Source organism: Acetobacter tropicalis (genome assembly GCF_030644465.1).
In the GTDB taxonomy this organism is placed as follows: domain Bacteria; phylum Pseudomonadota; class Alphaproteobacteria; order Acetobacterales; family Acetobacteraceae; genus Acetobacter; species Acetobacter tropicalis.
In genome coordinates, this window is record NZ_JAUYUW010000001.1 from 3,238,287 (window position 1) to 3,264,679 (window position 26,393).

Annotated in this window: 22 protein-coding genes; 7 read left to right on the forward strand and 15 right to left on the reverse strand. The window is 54.5% G+C overall.

Going from position 1 to position 26,393, the window contains the following annotated elements; genetic code table 11:
• Positions 1-466: 466 nt before the first annotated feature.
• From QWU00_RS14675 to QWU00_RS14720, 10 genes are all read right to left on the reverse strand, one after another.
• On the reverse strand, positions 467-2,242 hold the full coding sequence (locus QWU00_RS14675) for an AMP-binding protein (protein WP_035382236.1): 1,776 nt from the start codon (positions 2,240-2,242) through the stop codon (positions 467-469).
• Between the two features lie 15 nt (positions 2,243-2,257).
• Positions 2,258-3,505 (reverse strand): MSMEG_0569 family flavin-dependent oxidoreductase, encoded by a 1,248-nt coding sequence (locus QWU00_RS14680; RefSeq protein WP_035382235.1) that lies wholly within the window; start codon positions 3,503-3,505, stop codon positions 2,258-2,260.
• A gap of 17 nt (positions 3,506-3,522) precedes the next feature.
• Positions 3,523-3,810 (reverse strand): MSMEG_0570 family nitrogen starvation response protein, encoded by a 288-nt coding sequence (locus QWU00_RS14685; RefSeq protein ID WP_035382234.1) that lies wholly within the window; start codon positions 3,808-3,810, stop codon positions 3,523-3,525.
• Entirely contained in the window at positions 3,798-4,976 is a 1,179-nt protein-coding gene (locus tag QWU00_RS14690; protein WP_035382233.1) for an MSMEG_0565 family glycosyltransferase, read from the reverse strand. Before QWU00_RS14690 ends, QWU00_RS14685 begins: the two co-directional genes overlap by 13 nt.
• Positions 4,973-5,944, reverse strand: a complete 972-nt coding sequence (locus tag QWU00_RS14695) for a sll0787 family AIR synthase-like protein (protein ID WP_035382259.1) — start codon at positions 5,942-5,944, stop codon at positions 4,973-4,975. Before QWU00_RS14695 ends, QWU00_RS14690 begins: the two co-directional genes overlap by 4 nt.
• A complete protein-coding gene (locus QWU00_RS14700) occupies positions 5,944-6,507 on the reverse strand; it encodes an MSMEG_0567/Sll0786 family nitrogen starvation N-acetyltransferase (protein WP_035382232.1) in 564 nt (187 codons plus the stop codon). The genes QWU00_RS14695 and QWU00_RS14700 overlap by 1 nt, the downstream gene beginning before the upstream one ends.
• Positions 6,504-7,613: an MSMEG_0568 family radical SAM protein gene (locus QWU00_RS14705; protein WP_035382231.1), complete on the reverse strand. Its 1,110-nt coding sequence runs from the start codon at positions 7,611-7,613 to the stop codon at positions 6,504-6,506. The genes QWU00_RS14700 and QWU00_RS14705 overlap by 4 nt, the downstream gene beginning before the upstream one ends.
• The gene (locus QWU00_RS14710) at positions 7,610-8,584 is read right to left on the reverse strand and encodes a Nit6803 family nitrilase (RefSeq protein WP_035382230.1); all 975 of its coding nucleotides are present in this window, start codon (positions 8,582-8,584) and stop codon (positions 7,610-7,612) included. The genes QWU00_RS14705 and QWU00_RS14710 overlap by 4 nt, the downstream gene beginning before the upstream one ends.
• A gap of 23 nt (positions 8,585-8,607) precedes the next feature.
• On the reverse strand, positions 8,608-9,090 hold the full coding sequence (locus tag QWU00_RS14715) for an MSMEG_0572/Sll0783 family nitrogen starvation response protein (RefSeq protein ID WP_035382229.1): 483 nt from the start codon (positions 9,088-9,090) through the stop codon (positions 8,608-8,610).
• A gap of 338 nt (positions 9,091-9,428) precedes the next feature.
• On the reverse strand, positions 9,429-10,832 hold the full coding sequence (locus QWU00_RS14720) for an aminotransferase-like domain-containing protein (RefSeq protein WP_035382228.1): 1,404 nt from the start codon (positions 10,830-10,832) through the stop codon (positions 9,429-9,431).
• Positions 10,833-11,196: 364 nt separating this feature from the next.
• Between QWU00_RS14720 and QWU00_RS16885 the strand changes: the two genes are divergently transcribed.
• From QWU00_RS16885 to QWU00_RS14730, 3 genes are all read left to right on the forward strand, one after another.
• Complete coding sequence (locus QWU00_RS16885; RefSeq protein ID WP_197056337.1) at positions 11,197-11,280, forward strand: AsnC family transcriptional regulator; 84 nt, start codon at positions 11,197-11,199, stop codon at positions 11,278-11,280.
• 445 nt (positions 11,281-11,725) lie between these two features.
• Positions 11,726-12,889: an MFS transporter gene (locus tag QWU00_RS14725; RefSeq protein WP_035382227.1), complete on the forward strand. Its 1,164-nt coding sequence runs from the start codon at positions 11,726-11,728 to the stop codon at positions 12,887-12,889.
• A gap of 442 nt (positions 12,890-13,331) precedes the next feature.
• Entirely contained in the window at positions 13,332-14,327 is a 996-nt protein-coding gene (locus tag QWU00_RS14730) for an LLM class flavin-dependent oxidoreductase (RefSeq protein ID WP_035382226.1), read from the forward strand.
• A gap of 38 nt (positions 14,328-14,365) precedes the next feature.
• Here QWU00_RS14730 and QWU00_RS14735 read toward each other — a convergent pair whose 3' ends face one another.
• Complete coding sequence (locus QWU00_RS14735) at positions 14,366-14,620, reverse strand: OB-fold nucleic acid binding domain-containing protein (protein WP_231551905.1); 255 nt, start codon at positions 14,618-14,620, stop codon at positions 14,366-14,368.
• Positions 14,621-14,756: 136 nt separating this feature from the next.
• Entirely contained in the window at positions 14,757-14,996 is a 240-nt protein-coding gene (locus QWU00_RS14740; RefSeq protein WP_197056335.1) for a hypothetical protein, read from the reverse strand.
• Positions 14,997-15,019: 23 nt separating this feature from the next.
• Between QWU00_RS14740 and QWU00_RS14745 the strand changes: the two genes are divergently transcribed.
• Positions 15,020-15,532: a helix-turn-helix domain-containing protein gene (locus tag QWU00_RS14745; protein ID WP_052051542.1), complete on the forward strand. Its 513-nt coding sequence runs from the start codon at positions 15,020-15,022 to the stop codon at positions 15,530-15,532.
• A gap of 77 nt (positions 15,533-15,609) precedes the next feature.
• Here the strand turns inward: QWU00_RS14745 and QWU00_RS14750 are convergent, their stop codons facing one another.
• The 3 genes from QWU00_RS14750 to QWU00_RS14760 form a co-directional block, all read right to left on the reverse strand.
• Positions 15,610-16,392: an enoyl-CoA hydratase/isomerase family protein gene (locus QWU00_RS14750; RefSeq protein ID WP_035382224.1), complete on the reverse strand. Its 783-nt coding sequence runs from the start codon at positions 16,390-16,392 to the stop codon at positions 15,610-15,612.
• Between the two features lie 81 nt (positions 16,393-16,473).
• Complete coding sequence (locus QWU00_RS14755) at positions 16,474-17,817, reverse strand: MFS transporter (RefSeq protein WP_231551904.1); 1,344 nt, start codon at positions 17,815-17,817, stop codon at positions 16,474-16,476.
• Positions 17,818-17,969: 152 nt separating this feature from the next.
• Complete coding sequence (locus QWU00_RS14760; protein WP_035382223.1) at positions 17,970-19,535, reverse strand: carbohydrate porin; 1,566 nt, start codon at positions 19,533-19,535, stop codon at positions 17,970-17,972.
• 1,013 nt (positions 19,536-20,548) lie between these two features.
• On the opposite strand from QWU00_RS14760, the gene QWU00_RS14765 reads away from it, so the two are divergent.
• Genes QWU00_RS14765 through nirB form a run of 3 tightly spaced genes read left to right on the forward strand, consistent with a single transcriptional unit; the run spans position 20,549 to position 26,386 of the window.
• Positions 20,549-21,769 carry a nitrate/nitrite transporter gene (locus QWU00_RS14765; RefSeq protein ID WP_035382222.1) on the forward strand — a complete coding sequence of 407 codons (1,221 nt, stop codon included), beginning with the start codon at positions 20,549-20,551 and terminating at the stop codon, positions 21,767-21,769.
• A 25-nt stretch (positions 21,770-21,794) separates the two neighbouring features.
• Complete coding sequence (locus QWU00_RS14770) at positions 21,795-23,459, forward strand: alginate export family protein (protein WP_035382221.1); 1,665 nt, start codon at positions 21,795-21,797, stop codon at positions 23,457-23,459.
• 29 nt (positions 23,460-23,488) lie between these two features.
• The gene (nirB, locus tag QWU00_RS14775) at positions 23,489-26,386 is read left to right on the forward strand and encodes a nitrite reductase large subunit NirB (RefSeq protein ID WP_035382220.1); all 2,898 of its coding nucleotides are present in this window, start codon (positions 23,489-23,491) and stop codon (positions 26,384-26,386) included.
• Positions 26,387-26,393: the final 7 nt, after the last annotated feature.

The window sequence follows — 26,393 nt, forward strand, 5'->3', positions numbered from 1 at the left end:
ACCGGGCGTAGCCGGTAAGACAATTGCATAGCCTGATGGGACGTTTTTTCAAGGAAAGTAAAGATTTCTGCGTGGTTTGGCGTAGTTCTGAATCCCTATCTTATAACCTGAAGATCATAGGTTCAAATCGGGGTGCCTGACATCCACAATCAACTGCTCCGTATATTGGCGTAGAGGGGCGTGCTCCGGCGTACTCGGGCGCAGAAAAAAGAGCGGGGGAGGGGACACTACCCTCGGGCATGCAGAAACTCCTGAGACAATGCTTTGCCGGGATGACGGCAATGGGGAAAACGGAAGGTCAGGTTCGGATAAAATTTTCTGTAAAAGCGGACAAAAAAATGTGATTAAGATACTTCTAAAATACTTTGAATCCACAAAAATGAATTAACGTTCGGCAGAAATTTCTTTGCGTTTTTGTCCTGTTTTGGAAATATATCCCATATAAACGGAACTGATATAATTTTATTTAATTTAAAGAAACATGAAGATATTTTCTAGTAATTTTTCCGGATGTGTTTATGGGTAACTGCCGAACAAAACGAACTTCTTTTATCCCCACCCATCGACCGAGTGTCTGATGAACCTGCCTGAGAATGTCTTCAGCAGAAGGCGGAGCGAGATCACGCGCAGCCACGACGTAAGCCAACGGCCGCTGTCCTCTTAATTCGTCGGGGATTGCCACCACAGCGCACGCATGAACCCCAGGATGAGTGGCGATGATTTTTTCTATTTGTACGCCCGAAATCCGTCGACCTGCGACTTTTATGACATCGTCGGATCGTCCGAGCATGTGAACGGCACCAGACTCTTCAATCATGCCTTCGTCGAATGTGCGGTAAAATCTGCCTGTGCCATCAAGATAAACTGCAGGCACATGGATTTCTCTGTCTTTCCATACACCAGCTAGACAGCCAGGCGGCAACGGCAAGGAGAGAACAATCTCGCCGCACGGTTCACCCGGTATGGCGGGGACGATGGTCGGGTGGAACCCCGGTGCGGGTCGCCCTATGTCGTTCAGGAGCGTTATCGGTTCAGGCTCGGGCAGACCGAAGAAATGGGCCGTAATGCTCCACCCGGTTTCGCTCTGCCACCAGTGATTGACCACTGGTTTGCGAAAATACGCCCGTGCCCAGTCCAGCAACGTCGGGTCGGCATATTCTCCGGCCACAAAAATACGTGCCAGCGCCGGAGGAGCCTGTTCAGGCAGGTTGCGACTTTCCTGCCGCATAAGCCGCATCTGCGTCGGGGTGGTGAACAGACATGTCACGGCATGTTCGCGGCAGAGTGTGCGAATGGCGGCAGAGGTGACCGCGCCTTCCACGATCACACTGGTGCAGCCGCTGATCAGAGGTGCATAGACACCGTAGGAATGGCCCACCACCCAGCCCAGATCCGATGTCGTAAAAAACGTATCCCCGGCCTTGCAGCCATAGATCAACGCCATGGACAGGGCCAAGGCTACGGCATGCCCGCCATTGTCCCGCACAATGCCTTTCGATGTTCCCGTCGTTCCCGATGTATGAAGGATATAGAGTGGGTCCTGGGAACGGAGTATGAGGGGAGCCACTGGCGGGGAGCGTTCCAGGGTATGAAAGTCATGGTCGCGCATGGGTACAAGAGGCGCAGGGCAGGCGTCGCGCTGCACGATAATGCATGCCTGCGGTCCGTGCGTGGCTTGCGCCAGCGCGGCATTGAGGGCCGAGGTTGACGGAATGGCAGTCTGCCCCTGAAAACTGCAACTGGCGATAATCATGACCTTGGGAGCCACGTCATCGATCCGGCGAGCCAGTTCGGGGCCAGCGTAACCCGCAAAAACCACAACATGTACGGCACCGATCCGCGCGCAGGCCAGCATCGCAATGGCCGTCTCGATCATGGTTGGCATGGCGATCAGGACACGGTCGCCTTTTTCCACGCCCAGCGTGCACAGGCTGCCGGCGAACCCGGACACTCTGTCCTGCAGTTCCCGATAGGTGACGATCCGCCGTTCTTTTGTGGCGCAGGAGTGCCAGATCAACGCCGCCTGCGCGCCCCGGCCGTGTTCCACATGTCGGTCCACCGCATTGTAACAGGTGTTGAGCGTGGCGTCAGGAAACCAGTCATGCCAGCCGTCGGCTCGGGTCTGGCACGCGATCCGGGGCGTGTGCTTCCATGTGACGCGCTGGGCCGCATCCAGCCAGAACCGCTCTGGCTGGTGCAACGCCGCATCGTACATCGCATCGTATGTGGTCCATGGAAGCATGGCGTTGCACTCCGTTCAGGCTACAGGAACATCTTTGCCGGTAATCTGGCTGGTCAACCACGCTGCATCGCGTGAGACACCAGAGAACCGGCCCGACCCCCATGTGTGCAGCCAGGGCAGACCTAGGAAGTAGAAATTCGGCGCGTCGGTCACGCCCCGATGCCAGACTGGCTTATTGGCTCCGTTGAAAACCGGCACGTCGATCCAGCGATAGTTTGGGCGGAAGCCGATGCACCAGACGATTGAGGTAATCCCCGCGGCTTTCAGATCAAGCGGGGTGTTCCCGCCATCGGGTTCCCAGACCGGTGTATAGGGTGCTTCGGTGGGCGCACTGATCCCTTCACGGGCGATATAGGCGTCAATTGATTTCTTGATGTCGGCATTGGTCTTGTCTGCATCATCAAGGTTTTTAGCAAGGTCCGGCGCGAAATGGGCCACCTCGTCACGAATAGTCTTCAACGTGCCGTGCAGATCCACGCCTTCCTTTGCAAAGAGCCGTAGATCAAGATCATGCCCACCATTGCGGCCGGTGACATAATGGTTGGTCTTGTCGCGTGCGCCATCGCGCAGAGGGTGATTATCCACCGTCAGGTCGTAGAAGTGCATGTCCGCAAGCCAGTCCACAACGTCCCGCCCACGATAGAAGCGCGAGACACGGGGGGCAGAGCCGACACAGAGATGAACCTTGCGTTTTTCAAGGAACAGATCTTCAACAATCTGTGCGCCGGACTGGCCGCTCCCCACCACCAGCACTGCCCCTTCTGGTAGCTGCGCGGCATTGCGGTAATCCTGCGAATGAACCTGATAAATGGCGGGATCGATCGCACTGGCATAGCCGGGAATGACCGCATCCTGATACGCCCCCGAGGCTATGACCACGTGCCGGGCATGCCAGGTCTCGCCCCCCGCCACAACCCGATAGCCACCGGCGTTATGGCGCGTAATGGAGGTTACCTGTGTCTGCTCGCGCAGGGGCGGACTAAATGAGTCCACAAAACCTTTGACGTAATCGATAATTTCCTGTTTCACCATAAAGCCGTGCGGGTCATTTCCCTGATAGGGGTGTCCCGGGAGTTCGCACTGCCAGTTGGGTGTGACCAGGCAGAAATTGTCCCAGCGTTCGTCATTCCATGAATGGCAGGCGGTTTTTGCCTCGAACACTACATGCTCGACCTGTTCGCGGCAGAGATACCAGCTCATGGACAAACCTGCCTGGCCACCGCCCACGATAACGACCGGAATGCTTTTCTCGTTCTGTGTCATGATCTTTTCTTTTCGTCTCAGAATTTGAAAGACAGGACGCGCACCAGCGCATCGGGTCGGGTCAGAAAAGGGGCCCCCACCTGCCGGATGGCCTGTAGCTGGCCAAGGGCGCGGCTACACGCAAAGCCGTAACGTGCGCGAACCCGCTCGCTGGCGTCTGTCAGGGCCGTGTCAGCCTTTTCAAGAAAGTCCCGGACCGGGTAATCCTGACCGGGTGTGAAGTGCTCGCGTATGACCAGTGATGGAGAGTAACAGTCGCTCTCCTGCCCATCGGGCCAGCGCACGTGAAAAATCATTTCGGGCATGGTGACAGCGCTCCGGAAAAAGGGATTTCGGCGCGCGACAGGGCTGCCAGACGCCGGTATGCGGGCATGTGTCGTTCCGCCACCCGGCGCCAGTCGAACCGGCGGGCGGTAGCAGGCCCGCTGACCCGGAAACGCGCGCGGTTGCGGGGGCTGAGAGCATCACGCAAAGCCGAAAGCAGGGTGTGGGGGCGGTCCGGGTGGCACCACAGTGTGTCCGTTTCCGAAAAATGCTCCGTGAACGGGGCGATTTCCGGCACAATGGCGGGTGTGCTGCAGGACAGGGCCTCCAGCGGGCAGAGGCCGAACCCCTCGGTGATGGATGGATAGGCCAGCGCGGCGGCCTGCCGGTAAAATGCCGGCATGTCGTCATCGGGCACCGGTCCGGTCGTGGTCACATGCCCGGCTTCCCCGCTGTCGCGCAGACGCATCTCGAACAGGGTGCGATAGGCGGTATGATCCAACAACGATGCTCCGCCCACCACAACCAGATGCACGTCAGGCTGTTCACGGCGCAGGGCCAGAAATGCATCCAGCAGGTGCAGCGTATTCTTGCGCTGCTCGACCCCGCCGACAGCCAGGATCAGGCGGTGATCGGCCGGCAGGCGATAGCGCGTCCGCAGCGTTTCATCCTGCCCGCTCGGCTCTGGCGAAAAGCGCACAGGATCGACACCGTTGCTGATAACGGGGGCTGCGCGGCCATGGTCGTCACGCAGGATGCTTTCCCACACGGTGCTGACAGTGAACAGTTCGGCCGCCGTCCTGATCCCGCGTTCCTGCCGCGCTGCAAGGACCGGGTGGGAAAAGTCATCGAGGTGGTGGACGGTGCGTGCAAAGCCGGATATCCGGTGTTCTGCCACAAGGTCGGCCAGTGCATTGGCACTGATGGGGTCCTGGGCATGCAGTACGTCGAAATGCTGCCCCAGTAATGCATTCCTGATCTCGCCAATGCGGCATTCCACCAGTGTGGGCAGATCCGGCTCAGGCACGGCGGGGATGCAACGGGTGGCGCAGCGGGGCGTGCGGAAAAATCCATTGCCCGTCACATCCGGTGCGATCAGCGTCGCGTCATGGCCAGCGTCGCACAGGGCTTCGGCCAGCGCCATGCCATGCACTACACCGCCGCGCGGATTGGTCGAGTGGGTTAAAATGCCAATGCACAGGCTCATGGTGCAAACCCCATGAACGGTGTCTGTGCGAGATCCCAGAAGGTTTCTCTCTCGCCCGCCCATGTCACATCCAGTCGCTGCGTGCTGTTACACCGGCCGATGACAGAAGCCGCAATGTCCCGCCCATGAAAGCGGGCCATGATCGCGTCGGCATTTTCGGGGCGGGCCGTCAGCAGGTAGCCATAGCTGGGGAACGCCGAAAGCCAGCGTTCCATAGGCGCTTGATCGGGGCGGGGAATGTCATCAAGTGTGATCGTCATGCCGATGCCTGAACATTCCGCCAGCATGAGGGCGGTGCCCAGCACGCCGGCCATGCTGATATCCTTGGCAGCACGGCTCAGCCCGTCCTCGGCTATGCACGGAAGAAGTTCGAGATCATCCCGCAGCCGGGCCGCCCCCTCGGTGCCGCACAGGGTAGAGCTTGCATCCCAGAACGGATGCGGGTCATGCCAGCGTCCCCGCAGGTCTATGGCAGTGATCAGCACCTCGCCCGGGCAAGCATCGAAACTGGTCAGCAGATGGCGGCCCCGGCCAAGGATCGCAACCGACAGCGAGTTATGGGTGCTGCGCATGTTAGTATGGCCGCCGACAACCGGCACGCCATAGGTGCGCGCGCCTTCATGCAGGCCGGTCAGCATTGACGTGGCCGCCTCGGACGTATTGCTCCACAACGCATCCACCACCGCTACGGGACGGCCACCCATTGCCGCGATGTCGCTGACATTGACCATGACGCCGCAATACCCGGCAAACCACGGCATGGCCCGCACAAAGCTGTCCTGAAACCCTTCGCTGGCCAGCAGCAGATACCCGTCGCCATCCGGTATCGCCGCGCAGTCATCGCCAAGGCGGATGGCGTCGGGGCTGGCTGGCTGCAGGATTGCCGCCGCTTCAGCAATGTCCTGCTTGCTCGCAAGGGCGCGACTGTGGCGCAGCGTGGTAAGCAGTGTGGCGAGGTCGTGCGTCATTACGCCACCTGCCGGGTGCGGGGCTGCGGGCGCAGCAACCATGTCTGGTCCTGCCCATGTGCCGGATAGCGCGCGAGATCGGCCTGCATGTCATGATGTGGCAGCCCATGCAGAGTGATGGCGCCAAGGCTTTTCCAGTGCAGGCGGCGAAAGAACAGCACATTCTGTTCCTGCACCTGAGCCAGAAAGCGCGTGGCCCCAAGCCCGTGCGCGGTACTGACCGCCATGCGGATCAGTTCAGCCCCGATCCGTCCCAGTTTGCGGTGATCCGCATGAACGGCCAGGCGGGAACCACGCCAGATGCCGGGTTCGGCTTCATGGATGCGCACAGCACCCACGATCCGGTCCGGCATGCCCGCCATGCAGCAGGCCGCGATAATGGGAATGGCAACATCATCGATGGCGTCCCGGTCATCGTGCGCGAAAACATGCTGTTCGGTGCAGAACACGTTGCGGCGCAGCGCATGATAACCTGCGCGTTCCCAGGGTGTGCGGGCAAGGCGCACGACATATTCCGTGGGAATGAACGGTCGGCTTTCCAGGCCATCGAGGAGCGTGTTCATTGCTCATAGGCCGACAGAGAGGAGCACGCACCGCACCGGCCACACCCGGCCCGGATATCGGTGGATTGCATGTTTGCTTCCCTTAGCATCCGCCCGAGTGGCGCCAGAACGGACTTCATGAAATCGGACGAAGGTGGCGCGTGATTCTCCAGTGGCGTTCCGGAAATAGGCACGAACGGCACCACAAAGGGATAGACCCCGAGTGCGATCAGGCGTCCGGCCAGGGCCAGAATGTCTGCGGCGGTATCACCCAGACCTGCCAGAATATAAGTATTGACCTGCCCGCGCCCAAAAACCGGCACTGCGCGGGCAAAGGCATCCATGTAGCGATCGACGCTGACAGTAGCCTTGCCGGGCATGATTTTTTCGCGCACGGCCTGCGTGGCGGCTTCGAGATGCATACCCAGACTGTCGGCCCCCGCATCGCGCAGGCGCTGGAACCAGCCATGATCGCGTGGCGGTTCACACTGGACCTGAAGCGGCAGGTCTACCGCCGCCCTGATGGCGCGGGCGGACTCAGCCAGAACCGCCGCACCCCGGTCGATGACGTTGGGCGTGCCGGTTGTCAGCACCATGTCACGCACGTTGTCCAGTTCCACGGCGGCTTTGGCGACCTCGGCCAGTTGCGCGGGCGTTTTGTAGGCAATGGTGCGCCCGGCTTCCAGTGACTGACCAATGGCGCAGAACTGGCAGGACGTGCGCCGGTCGGCATAGCGGATGCAGGTCTGGTGTACTGTTGTGGCCAGCGTGTCGCGCCCATGCAGCAGGGCGACTTTCCAGTAGGGAATACCGTCCGCCGTGGTCAGCCCGTAAAAGCGCGGCGCTGCGGGAAAATGGATCGTGCCCAGGGCCCGTCCGTCGCGCAGCAGTGTGCTGGCCCCACTCTGGTCGGGCGGGCTGGCCTGAAACGGGGACCGCTGCGCGCCAGACGTATAGACCGGAACCATGACGGTCTGCCCCGCGATGGTGATGGCCTTGTGGTCCGAAGGACCGGCCCCGCCCTTGCGGGCAATGCCACCCTTATCGCCGCCGATCTGGAGCCCGAAGGATTGCAGGTCGGTGACAAGCTTGCGCCCCGAAAGCGTGCCAAGTGTCGGAACGGTCATGGCGCGACCTCATCCGTATGCAGTAAAGACGGATCGGCTTCACCCGCGTAATGCACCGTGCGCGCGGGCCGTCGGTCATGCAGCAGGCTCAGCAGTTCGGGGCGGGCGTAATGCCCGACGGAATCCATCATCCGCTTGCGTTTGGTAATCAGTCCGAAATCGAGATCGGCAATGACCATGCCTTCGCCTTCGGTCAGCGGCGTGCCCAGAAGCTTGCCTTCGGGCGAGACGATGGCGGTAAAGCATCCGCCCCGCAGCGGCCCTTCCAGCGCGGGGTCGCGTGCTATCTCCCTGATCTGATCTTCCGTGAGCCAACCTGTGGCATTCACGACAAAGCAGCCGGATTCCAGCGCATGATGCCGGATGGTGACTTCCATCTGGTCGGCGAAGATCTGGCCTACCAGCGAGCCGGGGAACTGGGCGCAATGGATTTCCTCGTGCTGGGTCATCAGCGCGTAGCGCGCGAGCGGATTGTAATGCTCCCAGCAGGCCAGTGCCCCGATGCGCCCGACTGCACTCTCGACAACTTTTAGACCGGAACCATCGCCCTGTCCCCAGATCATACGCTCATGGTAAGTGGGCGTGATCTTGCGGCGTTTGAGTAGGATTTCTCCTGTCGCGTCGAAGATGATCTGCGTGTTGTAGAGCGTGCCGAAATCGCGCTCGTTCACGCCCAGCACCACGACCATGCCGGTGTCACATGCGGCTTCGGCCACCATGTCGGTCACCGGACCGGGGATGACGACGGCGCGTTCATAAAGCTCAAGATGCTCGCCGCCGAAGCGGAACGCTGGCTGGATGAATGAGAAATAGGGATAATACGGCACAAAGGTTTCAGGAAAGACCGCCAGCTTCACACCTTTTTCGGCGGCATCGCGGATGGCCTGACAGACTTTCCGGGCTGTACCCAGACCATCGTCTCCAAGGACAGGGCTGATCTGGATGGCAGCGGCGCGAACGATACGGGACATGGCGGCGGTCCTCCCTTCGGCCTTCAGAGAGTCCAGGTGTTGAGGATGAAAGCGTTGTCGCGACGGGCCAACAGGATGATGTCGAGCACGTCCTGCGGATTGATCGGCGTAATGCCGGGGATCAGGTTGTGCTCGCCGTATCCGTAAAGGGCCTGAAGCGCGAAACGGCAGGCGTAGACTTTGCCGCCTTCTTCAAGGATTTTCGTGATCTGTTTGTTGCAGTTCATGTGTCCCGGAAAGGCCTCGTCACCCAGACGGGGAAATCCGCGCTGCACGCCAAGGGTCACACCTGGCCCATACAGCAGCACCGATGTCTCGAACCCCTTACGGATCAGACGTGTGGCCTGAAGCAGGTTTACAAACCCGACCGATCCTTCATTGGCTACGGTATGAAAGGTGATAAGGGCTTTTTCGCCGGGCTGGGCTTTGACGTCTTCGAAAACCTTGTTTTCATAATTGACGAAGCAGTCACCATCTTTATGAGGAGCGTGTTCAACTTGCGGCATGGTATCTCTCCCGTGTGCTGCGATCTCCGGCGAAAGGCCGGTGCTGACCGCTGTTGCCGGGACAGACATGGCACGGGATGACCCCGAGGCAAAATATTGTATGACTCAATATTTGGGTACAAAAAAAACAATACCGCTTATGTATTCCTCTTGTGCGAGGGCATTGTCATGCAAATTGAACCGGAATGCCATACAATTGAGGAAATTTCCGCTAACACTTTGTTTTACGGCTCTTTTTTAATCACGCATTTGTGAATTTTGTGTCGTATTGTTTCCTTCCCGCACGGGCGAAAACCCCGCAACAGGAGGTCCGCGCGTGTCCTGCCTCAGCGATCGGATCACACAATATCTGCAAAACCGGGGGAACGCTTGTGTTGCAGGATCGAGAGAACGCCATGCAGGGATTCCTCAAGGCTTGCCGCATCCGGTGCGCTGCCCAATGCGATACGCGCGCGCTGCGGTGGCTCGCCACTGATCGTGAAAACAGTGCTCGGCACTAGCGCCAGACCACGCCTGCGGGCATATGCCACAAAATCCGCGCTGCCCCACCAGTCCGGCAGTTTCAGCCAGACGTGCGGTCCATCCGGCTTCATGCAATGGCCGTCTCCCAGAACCTTGCGGGCGATCGACTGCCGCAGACGAAGTTCCCTGCGGATGGCGTCCAGAATTGTCTGTGCCTGCCCGGTCTGCATCCACCGGGCTGTCAGTGCGCTGAGAAGGCCCGCATTGGTCAGCGCGATTGCGCGGATAGCGGCTGCCACCCGTCTGGTCATGTCCGCGCTGGGAAGTGCGACATAGGCCGTACGCAGGCCTGGACTCAGTGTTTTGGCGAGTGTCGCAATGTAGCTGACACGGCTATGGTCAAGGGTGGCAAGCGCAGGAGGTGGTGCATCCATCAGCAGGCTGTAGGGATCATCTTCGACAATATGCAGGTGATGGCGTTGCGCGACGCTCAGGATATCCTTGCGTCGCTGGAGTGACATCGTGGCCGTTGTGGGGTTGTGAATGGTCGGAATGCAGTAGAGCAGGCGAGGGTGATGTTCGGCGCAGATCCGGTCAAGCTGATCCGGCATCATGCCTTCGATATCACTGTCGACGCCTACCAGAATAAGGTCGAACTGTGCGGCAATTGTTCGAATTCCCGGATAGGCAATGCGGTCGGTGACAATGACGTCGCCTGGCTGGGTGTATGTACTGACAATGGCAGCCAGCGCGCTCTGGGCGCCCGGTGACACAAGGATTTCTTCCGTGCGGCGTTGGCCTATAACAGGGGCAATCCATTTTGCGCCAAGCTGGCGTTCCTCAAGCGTACCGCCCGTAACCCTGTAGGACATCAGGCTGTTCAGGTCCTGCTGCTTAAGAATGGCCGTAATATCGCTCTGGATGATGCGCTGCAGCGGCGGGTCCTGCGGAATGGGCGGCAGGTTCATGGTCAGGTCGACCACCGCCGGTCCTGTATGGCGCCAGTGGCTTTCCCCCGCACCCACACGCACAAAGGTTCCGCGCCCGACTGTCGCGTCAATCAGCCCACGCCGCCGGGCCTCGGTCAATGCGCGGGTCACGGTTGTGAGATTGGTGCCAAGGTAGTCCGCAATCATTCGCTGGGGGGGGAGTCTGTCTCCTTCTCGCAGGTCGCCCTTGCGGATGGAAAGTGCCAGGGCGTCCGCCAGTGTCAGGTAGATGGCGTTCGGGCTTCGGCCGATTTCCTCTTTCCACTGAGCCAGGTAAGCGTAATCGGGCATAGGATTGCATTCCATACATTTGGCAAAATTTACTTGATTGTATGCCATGCAATCGGATCGATCGCCACCTTTCCAACCATGACGCGTCTTGCTGCGTTAGGACATTAGAGGAGATATGCTCCTGCAATAGCCAAAAATCATTCAATTGTTTGGAACCCAGCGGTCGAACCGCGATGGATGGCGGGACTGATGAACCTGTGGTGCTCCGATGTATTGACAGCAACATTAGTCAGGAGTGTGCGATTATTCATTTTCTTAGGTATTTTGCCTCCATTCCCTTCCAACGTAGGAAATTATCGACAAAATGTGCTTTCAAAAGCTTGGCGTCATGGACGTATGCGAGCAAGAATATTAACCTGATCTGATGATAAAGCTGGATCAGATCGACCGTACGATTTTACAGGCGCTTCAGGTGGATGGAAGGCTGAGCAACAGTGGTCTGGCGTAGCGGGTCGGTATTTCCGCGCCCCCTGCTGGAAATGGCTGAAGCGGTTGGAAGCTGACTGTATCGCGGGATACCATGCAGAACTGGACGCAAAGGCCCTATGTCTCAATCTTCAGGCGTTTCTCAGCATTATGCTTGACGACCACTCGGAAGAGACAATGACCGGATTTGAGAAAGCCGTCTCGGACATGCCCGGTGTTATCGTCTGTCATAATGTCTCGGTAAAATATGATATCTGCCGCAGATAGTTGTCCGGGACATGAAGGATTTTCACAACCTCTCGATGCGGCAGATTCGGATGCTGAGATGCATCAAGGAAATGCATACACATTTCTCAATCCGCAAAATCAAACGGTCCGGCAATCGGCCCTTGTGAGCAGTAGGGCGAGACGCCTCCTGATCCGTGTCAGCCTACAGCATGAAATTAAAGGTTTCTGACTTGTCATTAATGGATAATCCTCACCCAGCCTCAGCCCTGGCACAGCGTTCGACCCGTTTAGCGTTTCTCATTGCCGGTTTTTCGGGGGCGGCATGGGCGCCGATCATTCCCTATGTCAAACTGCGATGCGGTCTCACAGACGCCCATCTTGGCTTGCTCCTTCTGTGTTTGGGGATGGGCTCGATCGTCGCCATGCCTATTGCCGGAAGTCTGGCCGGACGCTTTGGATGTCGATGGATCATCGCCGTTGCCAGTCTCGCAGTTTGTTGCAGTCTGCCGGTTCTTTCGTCTTCAGACGTCATGCCGCTTCTTGCCGTTGCTCTGACCGTTTTTGGAGCGGGTGTTGGATCGATCGACTGTGTCGTCAATGTGCAGGCTGTTATTGTCGAGCGGGCCTGCCAGAAAACCATGATGTCGGGTTTTCACGGCCTTTTCAGCGTAGGTGGTCTCCTGGGAGCGATCGGCGTGAGCAGTTTGCTCAGTTTTGGCTTCTCGCCGCTTCAGGCGTCTTTTGCCGTTGTTATGCTGCTAATGTTAAGCGCCCGTCTGGCGCTGTCCGGGCTGCTGACTGGACGAACCCATTCAGAAACTGGACCTGTCTTTGCTTTTCCTCATGGTATTGTTCTGACCATCGGGGTCATGTGCTTTATCGTCTTTCTGGCAGAAGGAGCCGCCATAGACTGGAGTGCAGTCTTCCTGACTACAGTAAGACATGTTGAAGTGCGTTATACCGGATTAGGATACGTCGCGTTTGCCTCGACAATGACAGTCGGGAGACTGCTGGGAGATCGGCTGGTTCGCCATATCCCCGGTCGTGTACTGGTGACAGGCGGAAGTCTGCTGGCTGCTCTGGGGATGTTACTGGTGACGATGGTTCCGGTCTGGCAGATGACCCTCCTGGGTTACGCGCTGGTGGGTGCAGGGTGTGCCAACGTGGTTCCAGTACTTTATTCAACCGTCGGGCGACAGACCTTCATGCCTGAACATCTTGCTGTGTCTGCCATAACAACACTTGGATACTCAGGGATTCTGGTTGGCCCTGCGGCCTTGGGGTTTGTCGCGCAGAGTGTAAGCCTTTCCTTCGCGCTCGGAAGCGTGGGGGTTCTACTTGTCTTTGTCACGGTGATGGGGCTGATGTTGCCACAGGCTCTCATCAATGGTGAAACATCGTGATAAGAAAAGCTGAATTTGAGAGGCGGGCACTGAAATCCAGCGTTTCTCAAAACCAGATCTATGCGTGCAGAATCAGGCTTTATCGGCCTTTCGGTCCAGCGTTTTGCCTTAAAATCGGAAGCGTCGTGACGTTCATGAAGCCAGCTTGAGAGGTCTCCGGATGTCCGGTCGACCATACGGCCACGCTGAACGGCAAGCCGCTCCAGAAGTCGATCTGCGCACGCCCTGAGATGAGGATAATCCTGTACGTTCACGCTACCTCAATTTCGTAAGCACCCTTGGGATGCATATGAAATTGCTGTTTTTTCCTTTTCGTTCTATCGCATTTAAAAATTCTCTCTTCTCCTTCAAGAGATTGATAAGAAGAGAATATTCATCTGGCAGCTTGGAGTATGCTGTCTACAGTCCCATGTAAGAAGGACTGAAGAAGAGGACTGCTCCCATGATTCCGCTTTCAATTCTCGATTTGGCCTTTATTAATGAAGGGAGTTCTGCGGCAGATGCACTACATCGCAGCGTGGACCTTGCTGTGCATGCAGAGAGTTTAGGGTTCCGTCGCTTCTGGCTCGCGGAACATCATGCGATGCCCGGTATCGCTTCTGCTGCGACCGCTGTGGCTATTGGGTATGTTGCGGGAGCGACGAAAACCATTCGGGTGGGGGCAGGTGGCATCATGCTGCCCAATCACGCACCGCTTGCTGTCGCCGAAGCGTTCGGGACATTGGAAACTCTCTATCCCGGACGGATCGACCTTGGGTTGGGGAGGGCTCCAGGCTCCGATCAGGCGACCATGCGGGCACTGAGGCGTGATCCGCGCTCTGCTGATCGCTTCCCTCAGGATGTTGCCGAACTGCTGCATTATTTCGAGAAGCCCCAACCGGGTCAGACGGTTTTTGCTGTACCGGGAGCTGGGCTGGATGTGCCCGTCTGGCTGCTCGGGTCCTCCCTGTTTTCCGCGCATCTGGCCGCAATCATGGGTCTGCCGTTTGCGTTTGCCAGTCACTTCGCACCGGATTTGATGGAAGAGGCTCTGGCACTTTATCGTCAGCGTTTTGAATCGTCACAACGCCTTCAGAAGCCTTATGCCATGCTGGCCGTCAATGCGATTATCGGAGAAACACCTGCCGAGGCGCAGCATGCAGCGACTTCACTGGAGCAGCATTTTGTCGCGTTGCGCCGAGGGCGCCCAACGCAATTTCCCACACCTCGCGCTGTTTCCTGGAGCGAACCGGAACAGGCTCTGATCGACAGAACCCTGCGTTATACGTTTACAGGAACGGCAGATGTCGTGGCCGCAGGGATTGCCACTTTCATAAAACAGCATCAGCCCGACGAACTTATGATCGGCGCGCCCCTCTTTTCACAGGCCGCGAGGCGGGCAACCCTTGCCGGCATCGCGCAGAAGCTGATGGATCGGCAGTCAGTGGAAGTTTCATGACTTCACCACCAGATGTTCGGGTCTGGGTTCCTGCTGGTTTATGCCGACGTTTTGCAAGGATCGGTTCCCGACAAGTCCATGATCTTCTTTGTCACGAAATGCACGACGTCGCCCTTCTTCTGGAGCATACCTTTCACAACCAATATTTGCCTCCCAAGCACCACACGCTGGTTCGCATCGAATAGATCCGGCCAGATAATGACGTTTATATTGGCTGTCTTATCCTCCAGTGTCATGAATACCATGCTTCCGGCAGAGCCAGGGCGCTGCCGGACCAACATCAGCCCCGCCACGGTGAGAAGCTTCCCGTCTTTTGCCGCTTATAGTCCCGCACAACCTCAATTCCGTCGCGCATAGGTTGCAAGAGCACACGGTTACGAAATTCAGGCGGAAAACGCTTCGATTTTTTGCTCATAAATTCTTCTTACCTCACGGGTCTTTCCGTCTCCACAAGACCCGGGGAAATTCATTTTTACGACGCCATTGAGTCAGTTTCAGGCCATCACGGAAATTCAGACCGATCAGCGTGATATTCATCGCACCAGCAAGAAGTTCCAGAGCCTGCACACCATAGAATGATGCATCAAACAGGCCAGCTTGGGCTCTCGCGGCGAGGAACAGGGCCGATGGAATAAGGATCAGGATACCGTTCGCGGCAATGAAGGGCAACCATAAGTGCCGTAGTGAGGGAAATGCTTTCCTACACTCTTCGCTGGCCAGCTTGTGCGGCGCGGCAGGCTTCAGTAGCTCAGAGTTTTTTTCATATACTTGTCCTGCTTTGTGTAGAGCAAATGCAGGCGAAGAAAGAGCAAGGCTCTACGCTGCTACGTGCTACGCATCCTTCTCTGATACATGCGATGGATATCGCTCTTGTGTATGCGTGCCATGTCAATCTGAAGGAGATATTAATAAGCCACACTGCCATGTCGGAACGAAGCTTCCGTCGCCATTTTCACAGTAAAGCCGGAATGACATGGCCGGACTGGATTACACAGGCACATCTTTTTCATGCAGTAACCTCGCTTGCAGAAGACTTACGCGTACTAGATGGTGCTGCAGAGGTTGGAGATGCGTTGCTCAGTGCATTTGCAAAAGCATTTACGAACCTGATTGGTTTGTCTCCAACCCACTTTCGGAATACACAAAAAGAGGAAAATAGCGGGAATTTTAGTGTGTCGCGGTGCTTTCCTAAGCAGGCTTCGTAATTACGATCAAATAATAGGGGCACGTTGGCATTTCGCTTCAAAATATCGGCTTGGCGAGAAGGGAAAGTAAGAAATAATTACCTTCCGTGGAACACTGCAGGCCGTTTGTTTCTAAAGGCCTGAATGCCTTCTTGCAGATCCTCAGTGTAACCAACACAGACACCGGCCAATGCTTCTGCTGCTCGTCCACTTTCTTCATCTTCAGCCATATTGATCAGCATTTTGACCGCTTCAATTGCAACCGGCGCTTTGGTGGAGACTTTTTCTGCAAGTTCTTTAGCCCTTTCCAGGCCAGTTCCTTGCGGAAGGACTTCATCAACAATTCCGGCCGCAAGTGCTGTTGGAGCATCCATCGTTTCGCCAAAAAGCGCCATTCGTTTGATATTTGCAGCGCCAAATCGCCGAACGGCCCGTTGGGTGCCTGACCAGCCGGGAATGACGCCTAATCCTGGCTCTGGAAAGCCAATCCGAGCATGGTTTTCCATCAGGCGTAAATCAGCGGTGGCCGCGAGTTCTAATCCTCCGCCAAAGGCATGACCATTAAGCACTGCAATGAGGGGTTGCCGAAGGCGGGCAAGGGCATCAAAAGCCATATGACTCCGCCTCAGCCAATGACGCCCGAAATCCAGCGCAGAAAGTTTGCTCCAGGCAAGAATATCGCCTCCAGAGCAAAAGACCTTTCCGCCAGTTCCACTGAGCACCACAATCCGTATTTCTGGTGCGGCTTCAATAAACGCGCAGGCAGACAATAGAGCATCTATATCATCATTATCGAGCGCATTGTGTTTTTCTGGTCGATTAACTTTAAGGTAAGCAATATGGTTTTCACATGTTACGTGGATATGTGCTTGAGAGAACATAGCTTATACCGCCTTTTACCTGAAGGAGCTTTAGGAAGGGATAGAAGAGTGAGGCATGTTTTGACGTATCAAGATTGAATGTTAAACTGTTGCCCGCTGCATAATATTTCCATTCCGTGCATCAGGCGGAAGGGTAATGGATTTACTCATCACGTCATTTGGGGTGACTGGAGATTTGGGTATCAGAAGCTGCATGATGCACCATGCAGTAAGGTAGGCACTCCCACATATTGTAAACAGAATATAATAGCCGGTACTAATGCTATTCAGGTGACGATAGTGGTCGAGCAAAATGCCAATTCCCAATGGAAAGAGCATACCTCCAATTGATCCCGCCATGCCACCAATTCCCTGAACAGAAGCAATCATTTCCTTAGGAAAGTGATCTGCTGGGAGAGAATAAATATTGGCAGACCAACCTTGATGAGCTGCCGCTGCCAAACTAAGCAGTATAATCATCAACCACATTGCTTCTACATGAGCAGAGAAAGCCAACGGCACAACAAGAAGTGCCATGATAAGCATTGTTGTCTGTCGAGCATTTGCAACTTTCCATCCGCGACCGACCATAAAGGAAGAAAGCCATCCCCCGCCAACGCTCCCAATAGAGGTGGAGCAATATACAACCATCAACGGCAAACCAAGGTGTTGAAGGTTAAGGTGGTATCGGTCAGAAAAATATGATGGAAGCCAAAAGAGAATAAAAAACCAGATGGGATCAGTCATGAATTTCCCGACAGCGAAAGCCCACGTAGCTTTCATTTTGAGAAGATCAATCCAACGCCCTTTAAACTGAGGTAACTCAGTATTGTTGGCATTTTTCTGTATATAGTGTAGCTCTTCTGCCGATAAGCGGGAACTAAGTTCTGGAACCTGATACGTATAAAGCCACACAGCAAGCCAGACAAAGCCAGACAAACCAGTAATGATAAATGTGGCTTTCCATCCGTATGTAACCGCAAGCCAGGGTACGGTTGCGGGAGCCATGATGGCACCAATGCTGGTTCCTGCCGTAACAATCCCAACCGACAGAGTGCGTTCCTGCGCAGGAAACCACTCGGATACTGCTTTCAAAGCTGATGGAAAATTACCGGATTCTCCGAAACCAAGAAGTCCACGGACAAAGCCGAAGCTGGCTGTGCCACTTACAAAGGCATGACCTATGGAAGCAAGGCTCCAGACCATCATGCACACTGCGTAGCCGATACGGGTTCCCAGCCGATCAATCAGCTTGCCAAAAGAAATAAAGCCAACGGCGTAACAGGCCTGAAAAATAATAACCAGGTAGCTGTAATCTTTTTCAGACCAATTAAATTGGTGCTCCAAGAGTGGCTTGAGAAGGCTGAGAACTTGCCTATCAACATAATTGATGGTGGTTGCTGCAAAAAGAAGACTGCAAATAAGCCAGCGATATTTTCCAACCATAACGTCCTCCGATTTTTCTTGTTTTGTAGAGAGGCGGCAAAAGGTAAAAATGTATGACTATCGTTATACGGAATTATTTATAAATATGGATATATTAAATAAAACCGAGATATTTTAAGAAATTTCTTTTTTTCTTAAAATATGATCTTTCTCTAGAACTGGGCCAAGAGCCTAAAACCGGCAAGAAGTGCATTTGGGTAAACCCTGTTTGCGTCTGGATGAATAATATATTGGAAGTCTGGAAAAAACTTTACTCCAGGGCTAACGAATGCAGTGTAAGTCAGTTCCAACACCTGAAAACTTGTTTGTGGCTTTGAAACTCCTCCTAACAGTGGTACCTCCATATCGGACTGCATTTCCTGCATTCTCGTAATTTTGCGATTAACAACTTGCCGTGTCCAAAAAAATGCGATTGCATCTGTAATCCGAGCCGGAAACATTCCTTGGGAAATAATCCCGAGGGTGTATTGACTTTGGTTGGGGAGGGAAGCCCCCATATTCCACCCCGCCAAGCCGTATAGAATAATCCCTTGGTTTGCGGCCTTACCGTAACGGTAAATCATTTGGTCTGCCCCAACATACCAGGCTCCGCGCTGCCTTTCTGTTTTGCCGGGTAATTTTGAAATCAGTTTAGGGCGTCCATCAACAGAAGTGAAAGGATCCGGATGGTCAGAGGTATCAACATATCCGCCTAATTTGTAATGACCTGTCATTTTCTGTTTGCCAAATTCTGGCTGCCATCCAACTTCCATGGGGATAACAAAGCCGTCCTGCGCAAACGAGAAATTGAATCCGGCGCGTCCGCCTTCTGTTGGAGAAACTTCATAGATCCCAGCCTGAGCGTAAAGGTGCGCACCGGGATTGACGCGTGCCATAATACCCCATTGAGAAAATGGCCATGAACGCCACTTTGTAACGTTCGAGAGGCCGGATGGATGAGCGCATGTGATCATGTTTAGAGCATAACACCCAAGGTAAGACGTGCCGAACTTCATGTTCGCTGGCATTCTGCCAAAATCGATAACCAGCTTTTTGTTTAAAAGAGATTGCTCAAAATACATGTAAACAAGCTTGTAGAGCACATTTCCGCCTGCACCGTAATCTTCTTGTGGTTGGATAAGGCTGGTAACACCCATATAATCTGTGGCCACATTCCGGCCGGCACGCTGTATTCCCAGCATATGGAAGGAAAGACCCTTTGCACCGAGCATCTTTTCAAAATCCAGATCAGTGCCCATGACAACTTGGTGGGAATATGTGAAACCGCGCTTTCGGCCACCCGAGATATTCCCCAAACTTTCGTTGAGGTAGGTCAGCGTAAAAGCAAAGCCGTGCTTCTCAAGCTTTGTGCGTAAGCCACTTATTGTTCCAAAAATACGGTCATCTTTTGGAACGAGACGTATTTCTGGCCATGCAGATCCTAAAGCACTGGCCGACATACCTGTACGGTGCCGTTGTTGCGAGGATGCGGCGGCATTGTCTTTTTCCATAAACTGGATAATGCTGCCATTATCCCAAAATCCTTTGTGATGCGGAACGGATTTTTCCGCATTATTCTGTGTTTTTGTTGCGTCATTCTTTTTCACGCTCTGTGAAGGGAAAGCCGTAGCATAAGAATGAGATAGGGTATCTTTGGCCACGGCATGGGAGAGAGACGTTAAAACTAAAATAATCGCAATAAATATGCGAATTATTATTAGATTCTTAAAATTTACCATTGAAGGAGCCTGTTCTAACATTTGGAACTGCGCAAAAGATTTGGGTGATTAAACACAAATTCTGGCACAGTGATGTAATGCGAACATAATATTATGGTGCTTTGTTCGGAAGTTCTTAAAAATGTAATAAAAAATGAACGATTACATGAGAAATATATGATTTTTGATATAGTTCCATTTTGTTTGTCATTTGGTCATCTTTCTTTTTGTTATGGACCAAAATTTACTTCTCATCTTGTCCTGAAGATTATCTACAGGGTCACGATGCTTGGGCGAAAGGGCAGGAAACGACTGTTCTATGGAATCCCATACTTAACGTTCAGTTCGAGTCTATGTAACTAAATAGTTTGTTATAATAGAAAGTCAATTGATATTGTGTTTATGCGGAAGGGAGAGGGGAGTAAAAGATAGGAAGGGATTGGCATGCGCTGATGCTAAGGTTGCTCATAACTTGTGCGTTTAAGTGACATCCTGATGACGGAAAGGAGTGGGCCATTGTGCGCTCTGTGTTGTCAGGTCAGGAGGGGGCACTCAAGCAGGCCCATTCTAAAGGTGTGAAGGAAGTTGACGTCAGGGGCGTGGGAGCTGCCGTAATGATATACGCACGCTTGATCTTTTGATACGGGATGATGAGTAGATAAGTTGGGATTTCTTAAGTTATAATATCTGCATTGAAATAATGAATTATTCCACAATAAGTTACTTATGAATATTATAATAAAAGTGTATTTGTTATTAAAAAATTTAAGTAAATGTCATTTTTGCGATGCTCGAAACGCACGAATTTTCGGCATATAAAGAAATCGGCTAAGCGCATAAAATGTTTTGACATCGCGTCATTCCGTATGCGAATGAAATAAGTGCGCGTTTCCCATGGGTTCGTCTATCAATGGCGGTGGCTGGACCGGGAAGTGACAAGGCATGGCTCATGACGACCCCCGGATGACCAACGATGGTTTCCGTGCCCGAAGAGGGCGCCTTCACTCACAAGAGGGGAGGCTGGATGTGATGACGTGGATAAAGGATTTCTCCAAGCCGGAAACCCCCGCACCCTTCTTGCGGCGTTTCTTTACTTTGATGTGTCTTTCATGGTTTGGGTTCTGCTCGGCCCGCTCGGCATCTCAATAGCTCATGATCTGCATCTGAATGCGGGCCAGAAGGGCCTGCTGGTTGCGACACCAGTTCTGGCTGGTGCTTTGTTGCGTGTGTTGGCTGGGGCATTGGTCGATCATTTCGGGCCTCGTCGGGTCGCTATCGGCGCGCAGATAGTGGTTATCGTTGGGCTGTTGCTTGCTTGGGTAATCTCTCCCCATAGCTATGTAGCCCTGTTTGGTGTGGCGCTTGTGCTGGGTGTGGCGGGGGCATCGTTTGCGATAGCGCTTCCTCTCGCATCTGCTTGGTATCCGCCACAGTATCAGGGGACAGCGTTAGGTATTGCGGGGGCAGGTAATTCCGGTACGGCGCTTGCCTCTCTCTTCGCGCCGGGGTTGGCTGCTCTCTTCGGGTGGGTAAATGTGCTCGGGCTGGCAACTTTGCCGCTGATTGCTGTGTTGATTGCCTTTTGTTTTCTCGCGACTGAGCCTTCCGGCCGACGCACTGGAAGCGGCCTTGTCACATGGGTGCCCGTTTTGCGGAGTGCGGACTGCTGGGCGCTGATGTTTTTTTATGGCGTGACATTCGGTGGTTTTGTTGGCCTGGCCTCTTTTCTGACAATCTATTTCAATGATCAGTACGGGCTGAAGCCTGCGGCTGCAGGCACATGTACTGCTTTTGTCGTGTTTGTTGGGTCCTTTGTGCGTCCACTGGGTGGCGCAATGGCAGACCGCATTGGCGGTGAACGAGCCCTTAGCATTCTTTATGCACTGGCGGCGGTTATTTTTGCCGTGATCGGGATGGGTCTGCCCACGATCTGGTTGGCATTCCCCGCTTTTTTTCTGGGGATGCTTGTTCTGGGGCTGGGGAATGGTGCCGTTTTCCAGCTTGTGCCAACCCGTTTCCCAGCCAGAGTTGGCATTCTTACCGGGCTGGTGGGGATGAGCGGCGGGGTTGGGGGCTTCTATCTTGCGTCTTCTCTGGGAGTAGCCCGGCAGGTGACCGGTTCGTATGGCCCCGGTTTTCTGTGCTTTGCGGCGATCACAGTAACGGCACTGGTCTGTGTCATTTTCTGCCGTCGGCGTTGGGTAGCTGGGCGAGACAGGATTGTGTCCGGAGCGAATGCTTCGGGTGCCCTGTAATCGCTCGTGTCTTAACAGAGGCGGAATGCATCCCGTGACCCGTATCTTTTCTTTTCATCATCTGGCGTCTTTCTCTGCTGGTTCGGCTGCGGTGCTTGCCGGGCTAGGTCTCGGGCAGGCGGCGTGGGCAGATATCATGCGGCCTGACGATATTCAGGCTGCCAATGCTCGCGCAGCCGCCAAGCCGATAGTCCGTCATGAGCTGAAAAAGGAAACGCCCTATTTAAAGCCGCAGCCCCATAGCCCGGACTGGGGGGTATTCAATGTTGGTAAAGGCATTGCCTCTGGTTTTGGAACAATTGGTGCACCCGGTCAGCCGCGCTGGGCGGAAGACTGGAGTGATCTTGCTGCCATGCCGCCAGAACGGCGACGTAATGACTGGTTTAACCGGCTGAAATATATCCCCCTGACGAATAAAGGCGATATCTGGCTCTCTCTTAGCGGGGAAGAACGGCTACGCTATTTTTTTGAAAACCAGCCCATGATGGGAACGGCAGGAAAAACGAATGCCAGCCGTATTCTGCTCCGTAATCAGTACGGTGCCGACCTTCACCTTGGCAAGCATGTTCGGGCCTATGCTGAATTTCTCTGGGGCGTGGCTGGGGGCTCGAATTATTATGGATATCAAACCGGCGTGCAGCGCGAACGTCTGGACCTTCAGCAAGGTATTCTGGAAGTCAAAGGCCATTTGCTCGGCGCAAAGATGGGTGTGATCGGCGGACGGCAGGTTTTTCTTGGTGGTCCCCTGCCTATGCAGTCCGCACGGGATATCCCCAATACTCAGCAGACATGGGACGGGTTCCGGGGCTATGCAGTCTGGAAATCGTTCCGGCTGGATATGTTTAATTTTATGCAGACCAACAAGCTGCCTCGGCAGGTCTTTGCGGATGGAACCAGCTACAATGCCCGGATGTATGGTATTTATACCTCCACGGCTCTCCCAAACTTTAGTGTCATGAACCAAAAGAGCCAGCTTTTTGCAGATGTCTTTTTCATCGGCTATCTCTTTAATGGCACACCAGCCGCCATCCCCACGACAACAGGAACGCAGAGTGGGTCTAGTCGCCGCGACAATATTGGCTCGCGTATCTGGGGGAATGTCGGGCCTTTTGATATCAGCCTGACCGGAGTGTTTCAGGGAGGAGAGTTCCGTCCGGCTGCAAACAAAGGGCCAACGCGTGCTGTCCGCGCTTATGCTGTGAATGGTGTATTTGGCTGGACAGCGAAAAACCTGAAAGCGAAGCCATCAATTGCGTTACAGGCGGATATGTTCTCTGGCGGCTCCTATCACAGCCAGGATGGCGCAGTGGGTACATTCGCTACCCCGTATTTCCCGATGCCCTATTACAATGATGTGACGCTGGCTCTGACATCGCAGAACTTGATCGGTGTTGGTCCTGTGGTCACCGCTGCGCCACTGCCCCGCCTGCAACTGAAACTCCACGTGCCCGTCTTCTGGCGTCAGAGCACGCAGGATGCCGTTTATGGTACGGGGAAAATCTATACCTGGCGCAATACGCTTTCAGGCGGGTTTCTTGGCACAACACCACAGACGCAAATTGCCTGGAATTTTGCCCCCCACTGGAACTGGACACATGACATTGCCGGATTTGTGCCCTCGCGCGGGATGAAGCGGGCAGGGGCAAAGGGCGGCGTTTTTTACATGCAGACCATGGAATTCAAATTCTGATGCCCCACAGCAGGACAGGAGAAACAATCATGACCACAGCAGGAAACATCATTATCATCGGCAATGGCATGGTTGGTCATTATTGTGCCGAACAACTGGTGATGCATGGCCTGCACGAGACACATACGATTCATATTTTTGGGGACGAACTGTACGATGCTTATGATCGTGTCCATCTGACGGATTACATGAATGGTCAGGATGCGCTGGCGCTCCGTCTGCATGAGGACGATTTTCACACACATCATGGCCTGACATTGCATCGCGGTGTCAGGGTGACGCGTATCGACCGTGAAGCAAAGACCGTGGAGAGCCCAGAGGGAATCCTGCCTTACGATACGCTGATTTTTGCCACAGGCTCCACGCCCTTTGTGCCGCCTGTTCCAGGCAATACCGGAACAGCAGGATTGGTTTATCGTACACTTGATGACCTCGACATGATCCGGGCTGCGGCGGAAGGGGCATCGCACGGGGTGGTCATTGGCGGTGGTCTGTTGGGGCTCGAAGCCGCGAATGCGTTGGCTGGGCTAGGGCTCTCTACCGCAGTTGTCGAGTTTGCGCCGCGCCTTATGCCGGTGCAGCTTGATGAGGAAGGTGGACATGCTCTGAAACAGCGCATTGAGGCTCTGGGGATCAAAGTTCTTACGGCACATGCCACGCAGAAAATTGTGGCAGGTGAAACGCAACGACACCGCCTTGTCTTTGCTGATGGAACATTTCTGGAGACCGATCTGGTTGTGTTCTCCGCAGGTATCCGGGCACAGGATCGTCTTGCCCGCGAATGTGGTCTGGCTCTTGGGCCGCGTGGCGGAGTTGTTATTGATAATGCATGCCGTACCGCAGATGAGGCCATTTTTGCCATTGGAGAGTGTGCCTGCTGGCAAGGGCAGACGTTCGGGTTGGTTGCACCCGGTTACACTATGGCGCGCACTGTGGCCTCTACGCTGGCAGGAGAGGATGCTGCCTTCTTGGGGGCGGATATGTCCACCAAGCTCAAGCTGCTGGGCGTTGATGTGGGCTCTATTGGAGATGCGCACGGCGCAACACCGGGCAGTCGCAGCTATCGTTTTATTGGAGAGGCAGACGGGTCCTACCGTCGGCTTGTGCTTTCAGCGGACGGAACACGCGTGCTTGGTGCGGTTCTGGTGGGGGATAATGCTTATTACGATACCATCCTTCAATATGTTCAGAATGGAATCAAACCACCACAGGACCCTGCGGTACTGATCCTACCGCGAAGCGAAGGGGCTGAACTGCTTGGTGCGGATGCGCTCCCCGATACGGCCATGATCTGCTCGTGTCACAATGTGACCAAAGGCGCGATCTGTTCTTCCATTGATGAGGGCTGTGCGGAGCTTGGCGCGCTGAAACAGGCTACCAAAGCCAGCTCAGGATGTGGTGGATGTGCGGCGCTCCTCAAAAGTGTGTTCGAAACAGAACTGGAAGCACGTGGCATTACTGTAGACCGCAGTCTGTGTGAGCATTTTTCTTATACACGGCAGGAGCTTTATTCCCTCGTCCGGGTGCATGGTATTCAGACTTTTGAAGAGTTGATGGCTCAGTACGGCAATGGTGGTTTGGGGTGTGACATCTGCAAACCTGTTGTCGGGTCGATCATGGCGTCGGCCTGGAATAAACCTATTACAGACCCGCTTTACATTCCATTGCAGGACACGAACGATACGTTCATGGCCAATATGCAAAAAAATGGGACATATTCGGTTGTCCCCCGGATTGCAGGCGGTGAAATTACACCGGAAAAACTGATTGTTCTTGGGCTGGTTGCAAAGAAATATAACCTCTACACCAAAATTACCGGCGGCCAGCGGATTGATCTGTTCGGCGCCCAACTGGATCATCTGCCGGATATCTGGAACGAGCTTCTCGACGCAGGCTTCGAGACCGGACATGCTTACGGAAAATCGACACGAACCGTGAAATCCTGCGTGGGAAGCACATGGTGTCGGTATGGTGTGCAGGATAGCGTGGGTAAGGCGCTTGATCTGGAAAACCGCTACAAGGGGCTACGGGCCCCGCATAAACTGAAATTTGCTGTCTCTGGCTGCACGCGCGAATGTGCGGAGGCGCAGAGTAAAGATGTGGGTGTGATTGCTACCGAACATGGTTGGAATCTGTATGTCTGCGGCAACGGCGGCATGCGGCCGCGTCATGCAGAACTGTTTGCGACAGATCTCGATGCGGACACGCTTGTAAAATATATTGATCGTTTTCTGATGTTTTACATCCGGACGGCAGATAAACTTCAACGTACATCTGTCTGGCGCGAAAACCTTGAAGGTGGCCTGGATTATCTGAAAGATGTGATCATCAAGGACAGCCTGGGCATTTGTGAGGAACTGGAGCGGCAGATGCAACTGGTTGTTGATCGATACCAGTGCGAATGGCGCAACGCGTTGACTGACCGTGAAAAGCTTAAAAGGTTTCGCACCTTTGTCAATGACAGTCGGCCTGATCCGAATATTCGCACTGTGCCCGAGCGCGATCAGGTTCGGCCAGCAGACAACCTGCCAGAAACCATCACTTCTGGCGGCCCATCAAACTGGGCCAGCCTGTGTAAGCAGGATGATCTGGTAGAAAAATCTGGTGTTGTGGCTTGGTATGAGGGCAATCAGATTGCGCTGTTCTACCTGCCGGAAACGGAGGGCAAGTCATCTCGTGTCTATGCGATCGACAACCATGATCCGTTCTCGAATGCTAATGTGATTGGTCGCGGGATCATGGGTGACCTGAAAGGCCATCTGGTGGTGGCATCTCCGCTCTATAAACAGCATTTCCGCTTAGAGGATGGTCAATGTCTGGAAGATCCTGCTGTCCGACTGCGCACATGGGATGCCCGTTTGGAAGGCGGAAAGGTCCAGATTAAAGCGAAAACAGTGGAGGCCGTATCAGACCTTGTGTCTGTCTGAGGCTGCT

Bases quoted from the DNA above. Each gene is read 5' to 3' on its own strand.
- QWU00_RS14730 (WP_035382226.1), top strand. From the start codon at position 13,332: ATGATTCCGCTTTCAATTCTCGATTTGGCCTTTATTAATGAAGGGAGT.
- QWU00_RS14705 (WP_035382231.1), bottom strand. From the start codon at position 7,613: ATGACCGTTCCGACACTTGGCACGCTTTCGGGGCGCAAGCTTGTCACC.
- QWU00_RS14770 (WP_035382221.1), top strand. From the start codon at position 21,795: ATGCATCCCGTGACCCGTATCTTTTCTTTTCATCATCTGGCGTCTTTC.
- QWU00_RS14680 (WP_035382235.1), bottom strand. From the start codon at position 3,505: ATGACACAGAACGAGAAAAGCATTCCGGTCGTTATCGTGGGCGGTGGC.
- QWU00_RS14675 (WP_035382236.1), bottom strand. From the start codon at position 2,242: ATGCTTCCATGGACCACATACGATGCGATGTACGATGCGGCGTTGCAC.
- QWU00_RS14720 (WP_035382228.1), bottom strand. From the start codon at position 10,832: ATGCCCGATTACGCTTACCTGGCTCAGTGGAAAGAGGAAATCGGCCGA.
- QWU00_RS14745 (WP_052051542.1), top strand. From the start codon at position 15,020: ATGCTTTCCTACACTCTTCGCTGGCCAGCTTGTGCGGCGCGGCAGGCT.
- QWU00_RS14715 (WP_035382229.1), bottom strand. From the start codon at position 9,090: ATGCCGCAAGTTGAACACGCTCCTCATAAAGATGGTGACTGCTTCGTC.
- nirB (WP_035382220.1), top strand. From the start codon at position 23,489: ATGACCACAGCAGGAAACATCATTATCATCGGCAATGGCATGGTTGGT.
- QWU00_RS14760 (WP_035382223.1), bottom strand. From the start codon at position 19,535: ATGGTAAATTTTAAGAATCTAATAATAATTCGCATATTTATTGCGATT.
- QWU00_RS14750 (WP_035382224.1), bottom strand. From the start codon at position 16,392: ATGTTCTCTCAAGCACATATCCACGTAACATGTGAAAACCATATTGCT.
- QWU00_RS14695 (WP_035382259.1), bottom strand. From the start codon at position 5,944: ATGACGCACGACCTCGCCACACTGCTTACCACGCTGCGCCACAGTCGC.
- QWU00_RS14690 (WP_035382233.1), bottom strand. From the start codon at position 4,976: ATGAGCCTGTGCATTGGCATTTTAACCCACTCGACCAATCCGCGCGGC.
- QWU00_RS14725 (WP_035382227.1), top strand. From the start codon at position 11,726: ATGGATAATCCTCACCCAGCCTCAGCCCTGGCACAGCGTTCGACCCGT.
- QWU00_RS16885 (WP_197056337.1), top strand. From the start codon at position 11,197: ATGATAAAGCTGGATCAGATCGACCGTACGATTTTACAGGCGCTTCAG.
- QWU00_RS14710 (WP_035382230.1), bottom strand. From the start codon at position 8,584: ATGTCCCGTATCGTTCGCGCCGCTGCCATCCAGATCAGCCCTGTCCTT.
- QWU00_RS14700 (WP_035382232.1), bottom strand. From the start codon at position 6,507: ATGAACACGCTCCTCGATGGCCTGGAAAGCCGACCGTTCATTCCCACG.
- QWU00_RS14685 (WP_035382234.1), bottom strand. From the start codon at position 3,810: ATGCCCGAAATGATTTTTCACGTGCGCTGGCCCGATGGGCAGGAGAGC.
- QWU00_RS14755 (WP_231551904.1), bottom strand. From the start codon at position 17,817: ATGGTTGGAAAATATCGCTGGCTTATTTGCAGTCTTCTTTTTGCAGCA.